This window comes from Streptomyces viridochromogenes (genome assembly GCF_001270495.1).
Taxonomy (GTDB): domain Bacteria; phylum Actinomycetota; class Actinomycetes; order Streptomycetales; family Streptomycetaceae; genus Streptomyces; species Streptomyces viridochromogenes_A.
This window is the reverse complement of record NZ_LGUR01000257.1, coordinates 23,271-34,092: the sequence shown is the minus strand read 5'-3', so window position 1 is coordinate 34,092 and position 10,822 is coordinate 23,271. Positions and strand designations below refer to the sequence as shown.

General features: G+C 69.8%; 10 protein-coding genes. All 10 read right to left on the bottom strand.

Features of this window, described 5'->3' with window-relative positions; all coding sequences use genetic code 11:
* Nucleotides 1-28: 28 nt before the first annotated feature.
* Genes phnE through ADK36_RS42235 form a run of 10 tightly spaced genes read right to left on the bottom strand, consistent with a single transcriptional unit; the run spans nt 29 to nt 10,821 of the window.
* Nucleotides 29-1,783: a phosphonate ABC transporter, permease protein PhnE gene (gene phnE, locus ADK36_RS42280; protein WP_078942840.1), complete on the bottom strand. Its 1,755-nt coding sequence runs from the start codon at nt 1,781-1,783 to the stop codon at nt 29-31.
* A complete protein-coding gene (gene phnC / locus ADK36_RS42275; RefSeq protein WP_048583545.1) occupies nt 1,780-2,574 on the bottom strand; it encodes a phosphonate ABC transporter ATP-binding protein in 795 nt (264 codons plus the stop codon). The genes phnE and phnC overlap by 4 nt, the downstream gene beginning before the upstream one ends.
* A gap of 40 nt (nt 2,575-2,614) precedes the next feature.
* A complete protein-coding gene (locus ADK36_RS42270; protein WP_053201408.1) occupies nt 2,615-3,568 on the bottom strand; it encodes a phosphate/phosphite/phosphonate ABC transporter substrate-binding protein in 954 nt (317 codons plus the stop codon).
* A gap of 58 nt (nt 3,569-3,626) precedes the next feature.
* Entirely contained in the window at nt 3,627-4,544 is a 918-nt protein-coding gene (locus ADK36_RS42265; protein WP_048583543.1) for an ArsR/SmtB family transcription factor, read from the bottom strand.
* 49 nt (nt 4,545-4,593) lie between these two features.
* The gene (locus tag ADK36_RS42260; RefSeq protein ID WP_159391259.1) at nt 4,594-5,376 is read right to left on the bottom strand and encodes a nucleotidyltransferase domain-containing protein; all 783 of its coding nucleotides are present in this window, start codon (nt 5,374-5,376) and stop codon (nt 4,594-4,596) included.
* Nucleotides 5,376-6,521, bottom strand: a complete 1,146-nt coding sequence (locus tag ADK36_RS42255; RefSeq protein ID WP_048583541.1) for a phosphonoacetaldehyde reductase — start codon at nt 6,519-6,521, stop codon at nt 5,376-5,378. The genes ADK36_RS42260 and ADK36_RS42255 overlap by 1 nt, the downstream gene beginning before the upstream one ends.
* A complete protein-coding gene (gene aepY / locus ADK36_RS42250) occupies nt 6,518-7,678 on the bottom strand; it encodes a phosphonopyruvate decarboxylase (protein WP_048583540.1) in 1,161 nt (386 codons plus the stop codon). The genes ADK36_RS42255 and aepY overlap by 4 nt, the downstream gene beginning before the upstream one ends.
* Complete coding sequence (gene aepX / locus ADK36_RS42245) at nt 7,675-9,000, bottom strand: phosphoenolpyruvate mutase (protein WP_048583539.1); 1,326 nt, start codon at nt 8,998-9,000, stop codon at nt 7,675-7,677. Before aepX ends, aepY begins: the two co-directional genes overlap by 4 nt.
* Before the next feature lie 11 nt (nt 9,001-9,011).
* Nucleotides 9,012-10,004 (bottom strand): FomB family phosphonate monophosphate kinase, encoded by a 993-nt coding sequence (locus tag ADK36_RS42240; protein ID WP_053201404.1) that lies wholly within the window; start codon nt 10,002-10,004, stop codon nt 9,012-9,014.
* Nucleotides 10,005-10,020: 16 nt separating this feature from the next.
* Nucleotides 10,021-10,821 (bottom strand): isopentenyl phosphate kinase family protein, encoded by an 801-nt coding sequence (locus tag ADK36_RS42235; protein ID WP_048583537.1) that lies wholly within the window; start codon nt 10,819-10,821, stop codon nt 10,021-10,023.
* Between the last annotated feature and the right edge of the window lies 1 nt (nt 10,822).

The window sequence follows — 10,822 nt, the reverse complement described above, 5'->3', positions numbered from 1 at the left end:
TAGCTGTCGGTTGGGTGAGATACGCGCATCACGCGAGAACCCGGCGGATCCACATCGCGAATGCCTCGGTGATCAGGGTGACGGTCAGCAGCATCAGGACGATGGTGGTCACCAGCCCGAACTCCAGCACCCGCGCGGCGTTGAGCAGTTCGAAGCCGATGCCTCCGGCCCCGACGACCCCCAGCAGCGTCGCCGCCCGGATGTTGACGTCGAGCTGGTACAGGGTGTGCCCGGCCAGTGCGGGCAGTGCCTGCGGAAGGACCGCGGCGAAGAACACCTGTCCCCGGGACGCCCCCGTGGCCACCAGCGACCGTGCGGGACCGGGATCGAGCTCCTCCAGGGAATCCGCGACCAGCTTGCCCAGCAGGCCCAGGGAGCCGACGGCCAGGGCCAGCGCGCCGGCGACCGGGCCCAGCCCGGTGACCACCACGAGAACGATGGCCAGCACGACCTCGGGTATTCCGCGCACGGCGACGGTCAGCGTACGGAACACCCGGGAAACCCGGGGAGAGGGCGAGGTGTTCCGGGCCGCCAGCACTCCCACGGGCACGGCCAGGACCATCCCCAGCACCGTTCCCGCGAGGGCCGTCTTCACCGTCACCCACAGCGCGTCGAACAGTCCTTCCAAGCCCCCGGGCGCAGTCGGCGGAAGGTACTGGCCGAGTACCGACGGGAGATCGGCCAGCCCGGCGGCCAGCTGCGTCGCGGACAGCTCGGCTCCCCGGACGCAGGCCCAGAGGACCACGACCGTCACGACGGCGTACGTCCAGCGCCGGACCCGGGCCAGGGGCCACGGCGGGCTGCCGCCGGGCCTGACGGAAGTCCGGACGGCCGGCGCCCCGGTGCCGTTCACCGCGGTTCCCCGGCCCAGGTCCCGGCCGCGTCCGCGTCCGGGCAGACGGCTCGTCAGGCGGTTGCGGCGTGCCTTCCCCTCCTGCACCGCGCCGCGCAGGATCGCGTGGCGGACGGTCCCGGAGAGCAGTTCCATGGCCAGACAGAGGGCGAGCACCACCACGGCCAGTGCCATGCCCCGGCGGTAGTCGAGCCGCTGGAAGGACTGTGCGATCTCGAAGCCGATCCCGCCGACACCGACGAAGCCCAGCAGCACCGACCCGCGCAGATTGATGTCCAGCCGGTGCAGCGCCGTCGCGATGAACGCGGGCAGCACCTGGGGCAGGACGGCCGCGACCAGTTCCTGGGGACGGGAGGCGCCGGCCGCGCGCAGGGCCCGGCGCGGGCCTTCGTCGACCTCCTCCAGCGAGTCGGCGTACAGCTTTCCGACCATGCCGACCGAGTGCAGGCCCATGGCGACGACACCCGCCGTGGCACCGAGTCCGAACACCCGGACGGCCGCGATGGCCATGATCACATCGGGAATCGCCCGCGCCAGGACGATCACACCGCGCGCGCCGCCACGGGCGTACGCGTTCGAGGTGATGTTGCGCGCGGCCAGCATGCTCACCGGCACGCTCAGGACCAGGGACATCAACGTGGCGCAGACGGCGATCGACAGGCTTTCGCCGGCCAGGCGCACCAGCTCGGCGAGCGGCGGAAAGTCCAGCGGGAGCATCCGGCCGGTGAAGTCGACCGCGTTGTGGGCGCCGTCGACCAGCGTCGCGATGTTGATGCGCAGGTCGACGACGGCCCAGCAGGCGGTCACCGCCAGTGCCAGCAGCGTCAGATGGGGGAGGGCGCGCGCCGCGGCCCCGGTCCGGGGCCCAGGGGCGGCGCCGACGGATGCCGTACGGACCTTGAGATCCCCGGTCTGTGTTCGCGAGCTCATGACTGCGCACCGACGAACAGGGCCGGCTCGTCGTCTCCCTGGTAGATGCGGGCGATGTCCGTGCGGCTCACGCGCTCGGCCGGGGAGTCGAGCACCGTGCGCCCCGCGTTCAGGCCGATGACGCGGTCCGACCAGGTCAGCGCGGCGTCGACCTGGTGCAGGGTGCAGATGGTGGTGAGCCCGTCGGTCTGTCTGATGTCGGCCAGCAGTTCCATGATCTGCCGCGCGGACCGCGGGTCGAGGGAGCTGACGGGTTCGTCGGCGAGCAGGACACGCGGCTCCTGCATCAGGGCGCGGGCCACACCGACGCGCTGCTGCTGCCCGCCTGACAGCGTGTCGGTGCGCTGGAAGGCCTGGTCCGCGAGCCCGACCCGGTCCAGCTGGGCCAGTGCCTGCTCACGGATGGCCCGGGGATAGGTGACGAGCCCGGAACGCGGTCCGCGCAGTCGGCTCAGCGCCCCGGTGCAGACGTTCTCCAGCGCGGTCCTGCTGCCCACGAGGCCGAAGTTCTGGAAGATGAACCCCACCCGCCGACGCAGGGCTCTCAACTCCGCCTTCCCCGCTCGGCTGGGCTCGGTTCCCAGCACGCTCACCCGGCCGCCGGTCGGCGCCTGGAGACCGTTGAGCAGTTGCAGCAGCGTGGACTTCCCGGAGCCGGAGGGGCCGAGCAGCGCCACGAACTCTCCCGGGGCCACGGTGAAGGAGATGCCGTCCAGAGCGCGCACCTCCCCCTCGCGCCCGGCGAAGGACTTCGCCACTTCCTCCAGTCGGACGAGCGGGTCTTCTGTCATCTGCTGCTCCCCGGGCGCCGCACGACCTCGCGTATGCCGCTCACTGGTCGGCCACGCACTGTTCTTCGCCGACCAGGCGGCACACGTCGCGCACGCTCTCGAAGTCCGCGTCGTCCGTGGGCACGAAGCCCCAGTAGCCGTCGATCTTGCAGCCCTCGCCCTCGCAGAAGCCCTGCTGCTCCAGATAGTCGGCGTTGGCCTTGTTCCGGAACGTCTCGACGATCTTCTTCTTGAGTTCCGGGGCGAGTTCGTCACTGACGGTGAGGGGCGAGCCGGGGATCTGCTCGGACTTCCAGATGACCTCGAAGTCGCCGGCCTTGGCGCTGCCCCGTTCGACGAGCAGCTTGTCCACCATCGCGTCGTAGGCGAAGCCGCCGTCACACTGACCGCTGCGCACGGCGAGCGCGGAGGCGTCATGTCCGCCCGCCATCACCGGCTGGAGGTCCTTCTCCTTGACGCCGGCCTTCTGGAGTCCCGCCATGGGGTAGAGGTATCCGGACGTCGAGGTGGGATCGACGAAGCAGATCTTCCTGCCCTTGAAGTCGGCCACCCGGTCCAGCTTCGAACCGCGCTTGACGATGGCGTACGACCGGTATCCCGAGCTGTCGCCCTTGGCCTCGACCTGTGCGGCGACCGGGGTGAGGGCGACGCCGCTGCGGCGGGCTGCCACGTACGAGAGCGGGCCGTGCATCGCGATGTCGATCTTGCCCGCGCGCTGCCCCTCGATGACGGACGCGTATGTCGTCGCCTTCTCCACGCGCACCTTGCGCCCGGTTTCCCGCTCCAGCAGCTTGGCGAGGGGCTCGTATTCGGTCTGCACGCTGGAGGAGCTTTCGTCGGGAACGGTCGCCAGAACCAGCTCTTCCGGATTACGGCCGTTGCCGGCGATATCCCCGTTCCCCCGCGTGTCCGCACTCGACCCGCAAGCCGAGAGCCCCAGGCCCAGCAGAGCGACAACCGCACATCTGACGAGCGAATTCGACAGGGCAGCCATGGTTTCCCCCTTGGAGAATGATCGATTCGATATCTGCTACAGAAATGCGCGGGCGGGGTCAGAGGCCGAGCTGTCTCAGCAGGGCGAGACCGCTCTGGTCGAGTTGGTAGAAGACCCGCCCCCCGAGCCGTTGCTTCCAGACGATCCCCGTGTCGTTCAGCACGGCCAGGTGCTGGGAGACGGTGCTCTTGGCCATGCCGAGCGCCTCCGCGACCGCGGTCGTCGTCTTCGGCGCGTCCAGCGCGCGCACCACCTGCGCGCGGCCCTTGCCGAGCAGGAGAGCCAGCCGGTCCTCGGCCTGCGGTGCGTGTTCCCGTGCGGTGAGGACGTGGAAGTAGCCGGTCGCGCGCGCCTGGTACGACATGGCCACCACGCCGCGCTCCTCCAGGAACAGCCGGATGCCGCCCGCGAACACCGTCGGCACCAGAAGCAGCCTCGACCGCGACAGCGTGACGTCCAGATCCCGGTGGTACGGCGCGGTCAGTACCGGCCGCGACCACGCGACGCGCCCGCCCAGCTCGGTGAGCATGGGCTCGGCTCCCTCGACGGCGAGCGTACGGCCGCGGAAGAGGATCTCCTCCTCCAGCGACGCGCGGATGGAGTTCCAGTGCGGGGCGATGGCCCAGTCCCAGTAGTCCTCCAGCAACGGGACGAGACGGTCCGCCTCCGGATCGCCGGCGCTCGTCTCCCGTATGTGGTCCAGCTCCGCGGCCAGCGTGTTGCGGGCCGGGTCGGGAACCGGCACGAAGCCCGCCGGAAACGGCCGCGGGTCCGGGCGCCGCAGCGGCTCCACCAGGGTCCGGACGAGATCCGCCGGCAGTCTGTCCCGCACCCGGCGGGCCCAGTCCGTGTACGGGGAGGGCGCCGCACCGCGGTAGCGGGCCAGGATGCCCAGGCTGCCGATGATCTCCCACAGCGGGCTGAAGGTGAGCCGTACGGTGCTCAGGCTCGCGTCGTCGACGGTGAGGCGTATCACGACGCGTCCCGCCCCGGCGACCGGCGTGCCCGGCCGATGAACCGCGTCATCACACGTCCACCCGCATGGCGATGTCCTGGCAGATGGTGAGGACGTTCTTGATCCATGGCCGCGGGTCGACGGGGTCGTAGCCCTGCATCGTCTCGATCTTCCAGTACTCGTCGAAGGAGAGCGCCCGGGGAGCGCAGGCCCGGAACCGGTTGGGCCGCCACTTCAGCAGATGGCTGCCGTACTCCCCCTCGGCCTCCAGCAGCGCGTCGATGGCGTGCCCGAAGGCCATCCGGGCGGAGATCGTGGCGCTCTCCAGGTCGCCGGCCTCCATCTGCCCCAGGGCGTCCTCCACCGCGTCGTCGGCGGCGCCCAGCGACCGGACGACGACGAAGGAACGGAACGCCGAGTCCACCAGCCGCTCGCGGGTCCGCGTGATCCAGTCCTGTCCGAGGACGGGGAAGCACGTCCCCAGGTGGGCCAGCAGCAGCTCCTCACGACGGGTCAGCGCCTCCTCGGTGACCCGGCCGCCCTCGTATGCCTCCCAGGAGACCTTGGACAGGGCCTGCCCGATCTGCCGCTCCAGCCAGTAGGTGACCTCCCAGCGCCTGTCCTTGCGGTGGAAGACCTCGCTGCGCACATACGGCGGGTCCAGCGGAACCGTGCTGGTTCTGCTGGTGGCCGAGACGCGTTCGGCGCGGGTGACGACGTAGATGTCGAAGTCACTGCGCGCGTTGTGCCAGCCTCGGGCCGCGGATCCCACGACGAAGGCCGCGACGACCCCCTCCGGGACGAGGCCGCATTCCTGGAGCGGGGTCAGCCAGTGGTTCACCGACTCGTCCATCAGCACCTCAAGAGAAGTTCAGTGAGTTCGTTCGGGGAGAAGCGGACCGGGTTGTTCCCGAGCCGCTGGACGTTCGCGGCGGCGGCCAGTCCACGCACCTCGGCCGGGGACCGCACCCCCACTTCGGACAGGCTCATGGGCAGACCGAGACGTCGCGCCAGGGCGACGAAACAACGGCCCGACTCGGCCGGGCCCGGCGCCCCGAGCAGTCCCGCGATGTCGTCGAGGGCCCGCCGGTAGGCCGACGACCGGACCGCCGGCTGAAGGTCCGAGGAGCCCGCCCGGGCATGCGCGTCCAGGAAGGCGCCGAGGGTGAGCGCGACCGCGTGGCCGTGACTCACGCCGTACCGGCGCGTGATGCCGTAGGACAGTGCGTGCGCGCCCGTCGTCCTGGACAGGTTGATCGCACGCCCCACGAGATGGCTGCCCACCGTCATGGACCGCGCGGCCCCGGCGTGCGGGGACGACACGAAGTCGACGATGGCGGACAGCAGCAGCCGTAAGCCACGCAGGGCGAGGCCACGGCTCTCCGGACGAGCGTGCACGGCCCAGAGGCTCTCGATGCCCTGGGCGACGGCATCCATACCGGAGGCCGCCCGCTGGTAGGCGGAGCCACTCTCGCTGAGCGCCGGGTCGAGGACCGCGGCGTCCGGGAGCAGAGCCGCGCCGGCCACCGAGAACTTGTCATCGCCGATGTACACGACGGCGAAGTGGGTGGCCTCGCTGCCGGACCCGGAAGTCGTCGGGACCAGTACGAGGTTCATACGCCGTCGGTCGATCGCCGCTCCGGAGCGAATGCGCTCCTCGATATCGCCGGGGGGTACGTCCGCCAGCGCGCACAGCAGCTTGGCCATGTCCAGGGCGCTGCCGCCGCCCACGCCGACGACGGTGTCCGGACGCAGGTCCCGGACCAGGGCGAGCCCCGGTTCCAGCTCGCGGATGTCCGGGTTCGGGGAGAAGTCGTGCCACCGCCGGACCCGGGTCCGCGGCCCGAAGGCACTCAGCATCCGAGCGGCACCGGACGCCTCGAACGACCGCGCCCCGTGCACGACCAGGACTCGGCCGGCGGACATGCCCTCCACCAGCTCCGGTACCGATGTGACGGCACCCCGGCCGTACCGGACCACGGGCTCACCGAGCTTCACGGTGCCGCCTGTTCCGCCAGCGCGAGCATGGTCGCCGTCCTGCTCTCGGCCGGGGTGGCCCGTGGGCGCCCGAGGTCGGCGCGGCTGCCCGGCCTGACACGGATCTCCAGCAGGGCGGGGCCTGTGGCCTCCCTCAGCTCGGCCACGCCGGCCGGCAGCGCCGCCAGGGAGGACACGCCGGTCGCGTGCCGGTAGCCGCAACTCCTGGCCAGCGCGGGCACGTTCACCTGGTCGATCGAGGTGGGCTGTCCGCCCACGCTGTCATGCACCCCGTTGTTGAAGACCACGTGGAAGAACGTGCGCGGGGCATGCTGTGCGACGACGGGCAGGGCGCCCAGGTGCATCAGCAGTGATCCGTCGCCGTCCAGGCACCACACCTCCCGCTGCGGCTCGTGCAGGGCGATGCCCAGGGCGATCGAGCTGGCGTGTCCCATCCCGCCCACGGTGAGGAAGTCCAGCCCCGCCCCGCTCGCGGTGCGCTCGCGGTACTCGAAGAGTTCGCGGCTGAGCATGCCGGTGCTGGACACCACGACCCGCCCGGGGCCCAGCTCGTCGGCCAGGGCGACCAGCGCCTCTTCGCGGCTCGGCAGCGCGGTCGACCCGCCGGCCTCGTCGGCCGGGGGCTCGCCGACTTCGGTCGCGGCCCGCGCGAAGGTGCCCTTCTCCACCAGGAGGACATAGGGCGTGCCGGCGGCGACGGAGTGCGCGACCGCCTTCCGGGCGGCCTCGCCGGCCGCCTCCGTCTCCCGCGGAAGCACCGACCAGGGCAGCTCCAGGGCGTCCAGCAACGCGGGCGTGATCCTGCCCTGCTTGCGGTGCTGGGGTTCGTCGGGCACGCCCGGCTGCCCCCGCCAGCCGATCAGGACCAGCATCGGGATGCCGTAGACCTCGGGATCCGCCAACGAGGCCAGCGGGTTGACCGTGTTGCCCAGACCGGAGTTCTGGAGATAGACCAGCGCCGGTGACCCCGTGCGCAGATAGTGGCCGATGGCCAGTCCGACGGCGTTGCCCTCGTTCGCGGCGGTCACGTGCCCGGCCGGGGGCGTCGCGCCGCTGACGCATGCGTTGAACTCCTTGAGCAAGCTGTCCGGCACCCCGCAGTACAGCGACACGCCCGCTGCCGCCAGTTGGGCCGCGAAGTCCTCGGGGCGGATCACGCGGCGTTCTCCGGGATGATGGACAGTGCTTCCTTGATCGAGGCGAGCATCGGCTCGGCCTCGAACGCGCGGCCGTGCTGGAGGATCGACTCGGCGACCCTGGTCATCTGGGGATAGACCGCGCGCATGAGGTGGTTGGCGTAGATGACCATGTTGACGCCGGCGTCGGCGAGTTCGGCCTCGCGCACACTGCTGTAGCTGGTCGGGACCACCACGAGGGGCACCCGCCGGGTCAGCTTGTTGAAGTGCTTGCAGAACTCGAATATCTCGGAGGGCTCCGACCGCCTGCTGTGGATCATGATGCCGTCGGCTCCGGCGTCCACGTATGCCTCGGCGCGGCCGACGGCGTCGTCCATCCCCTTGTCGAGGATCAGGCTCTCGATGCGCGCGATGACCATGAAGTCGTCCGTGATCTGGGCCCGCTTGCCGATGCGGATGCGCTCGCAGAAGTCCTCGACGGGAGCCTGGGTCTGCGCGACGTCCGTACCGAACAGCGAGTTGCGCTTGAGCCCGTCCTTGTCCTCGACGATGACCGCGGAGACGCCGAGCCGCTCCAGGGAGCGCACCGTGAAGCCGAAGTGCTCGGGCTTTCCGCCCGTGTCGCCGTCGAACACCAGTGGCTTCGTGGTGACTTCGAAGAGCTCGTTCAGCGTCTGGAGCCGCGAGGACACGTCGACCGCTTCGATGTCGGGCTTTCCCCGCGCCAGGGAGTCGGTCAGGGACGACGACCACATACCGTCGAACTCGCGGGTCTGGTTGTCGATCAGGACCTTCGCGTTCTCGATGATCAGCCCGGTCAGGCCGTTGTGCGCCTCCAGGATCCGCACGATGTCCTTGCTGTCCAGGAGCCGGCGGAGCCGGGAGAGCCGGATGTTCGGCGTCGTTCCGATCTCCTTGACCGACCTGTTCAGCTGGGTGGACGAGATCCCCGTCGTGTAGGGGATCTCCACCAGTTCCCCGCCCCACTCCGCCAGGACCTCGATCACCCGTCTGCGCGTGTGCTGCTGCACTCCCGTGACCCAGTCGTCGCCGTGCACGACGAAGTCGGGACGGACCGCGCGGAGGTTCTCCGCGTAGTCCAGGGTGTGCTGGGGCACGACGGCGGTGACGCCCTTGAGGTTCTCGACGACCGCCCGCCGCTGTTCGTACGTCATGTGCGGGAGCCGCTTGTAACTCGCGATCGCCTCGTCGGTCAGCAGACCGATGACGATGTCGCCGAGTTCCCCCGCCCGCTGGAGGATGTTGATGTGCCCCGGATGAATCAGATCGGCGCTCATTCCGACATAGACAACCGGCCTTTTCACGCGATTTTCCTCCCCCATGGTTGCCTGATTCACGCGGCTAGCTGCTTCAGTGCCGCGTTCCGGGAATCGATGTCGAGCATGTCGACATTGGCCCGGTAACACTCTGCTCCCTCGACCAGCTGCGTCAGCTGCCTTCGCATGCGGGCCAGGGAATCGACGTAGGCGTCGAAATCGGATCCATGATGAGCCAGCAGGTCGTCCTTGAGCCCGTAGGTGGTGACCGCGAACGAGAACTGGTCCATGAAGACTTCGGCCGCGCCGGGGGAGATACGGTTCAGCCCCTGCGGGGACGCGGGGTTGTAGTCGACGATGACGACGTTGCGCACCGGAGCGCTGCCGATCCGCGGACTGTCGAAGAGGGTCGACGCGTCGGTGACGTAGTCGCCCGACTCCATGTGCGGGGTCAGCCCGTGCCGGTCGATCAGCTCGCCGAAGCACTGGTCACGGCGTACCCGGATCGAGGACGGGACGCCGTGCGCGACCCCGTCACGCACCAGGGTGTGGGTGTTGCTGAGGAACCGGGCCCCCGCCAGGCACGCCTGCGCCAGGAAGACCGTCTTCCCGGCGCCGTTGCGGCCGATCAGCAGGGTCGCTCCCGCTCCGGGCAGCTCGAATCCGGCGGCCTTCAGATGCAGGAAACCGTGGTCCGCCGAGAAGATCGTCAGAATGTGCTTGACGAAATAGGGCCAGACCGTCTTCTCCAGCGCCCGGCCGAAAACGTAGAACGTCCGGCCGACCGTGACCAGATGAGCCGGTTCGCCGAAGTAGTGGACGAGAAAATAACCGGCCTTGAAACGCTTGCCCCTGAAGGTCTTGTCCACCTTGTCCGCGTAGACCGACTCCGGTATCTCGTCCCGGTCCAGATCGACGCAGACGACCTCGTAGTCGGCCGTCGCCTGCTGGTCCGCGCAGAAGGACGAGAAGTAGGAATAGGCGGGGAACTCCTCAAGGTTCGAGGCGACCCTGACCCTGAGCAGATTGAGATCGACCAGCCGGCTGCTGCGTATCGTGAGGTTTTCCATGGTCCCCGTGCTCTCCTCAGTCCGTGCCCGACGCGATGATCCGGGTGGACCGCACATGCGACGGCCATGCGTCGTAGGGGTCGGCCAGGAAGTCGAGTTCCGTTCCGGGGTCGCCGCGCATGATGAAGCACTCGGCTCCGGCGCGGGCGCACGCGACCAGGGCGTCCAGCTTCGTGTGCATGGCGCCGGTCGCGTCCCACTCGCTGCTCCCCCACAGCGCCGCGTAGGCATCCTCGGGCGATCGGGCGTCGACCTCCGCCAGGATCCGGTCTCCCCCGGCGCCGTCGGTGATGATCCCGTCCACGTCGGTCAGGGTGACCACCCGCAGGCGACCGGTGACCAGCGGCAGCAGTGCCTCCGGTACACGGTCGCTGGAGAAGGTGCGCAGGCCTCCCCGCTCGTCGAGCAGGGCGTCACCCGCCAGGACCGGCACGACGCCCCGGTCCAGCAACTCCCGCAGGACGGGCGACCCGAGTTCCGGGGCACCGTCCCGGAGCGTGCACATCGCCGCGAGTTGCAGCGGGAAGGCGTCCGCCCCCTCCGCACGCAGCTGTGCGGCCCACCTCTTCTTCACCTCGAACGTGGCCTCGGTCAGGGCGGCGAGCGAGAGGTTGTTCGCGGTGTCGTGATGACGGATGGCCCCGTGCCCGAAGGCGCCGCCGCCGCTGATGAGGACCATGCGGCCGGGAAACGCGCGGCTGAGCTTGGTGAAGCTCCTGGCGAACCGCGACACGGCCGTCTCGTCCACGTGCCCGGGCTCGTTCTTGCGTGAGAACAGGCTGCCGCCCACCTTGACGGCCAAGAAATCCGGGGTCATT

Excerpts from the sequence above, each read along its gene's own strand:
- phnE (WP_078942840.1), bottom strand. The coding sequence starts at position 1,783 with ATGAGCTCGCGAACACAGACCGGGGATCTCAAGGTCCGTACGGCATCC.
- phnC (WP_048583545.1), bottom strand. The coding sequence starts at position 2,574 with ATGACAGAAGACCCGCTCGTCCGACTGGAGGAAGTGGCGAAGTCCTTC.
- ADK36_RS42270 (WP_053201408.1), bottom strand. The coding sequence starts at position 3,568 with ATGGCTGCCCTGTCGAATTCGCTCGTCAGATGTGCGGTTGTCGCTCTG.
- ADK36_RS42260 (WP_159391259.1), bottom strand. The coding sequence starts at position 5,376 with ATGGACGAGTCGGTGAACCACTGGCTGACCCCGCTCCAGGAATGCGGC.
- aepX (WP_048583539.1), bottom strand. The coding sequence starts at position 9,000 with ATGGGGGAGGAAAATCGCGTGAAAAGGCCGGTTGTCTATGTCGGAATG.
- ADK36_RS42240 (WP_053201404.1), bottom strand. The coding sequence starts at position 10,004 with ATGGAAAACCTCACGATACGCAGCAGCCGGCTGGTCGATCTCAATCTG.
- ADK36_RS42235 (WP_048583537.1), bottom strand. The coding sequence starts at position 10,821 with ATGACCCCGGATTTCTTGGCCGTCAAGGTGGGCGGCAGCCTGTTCTCA.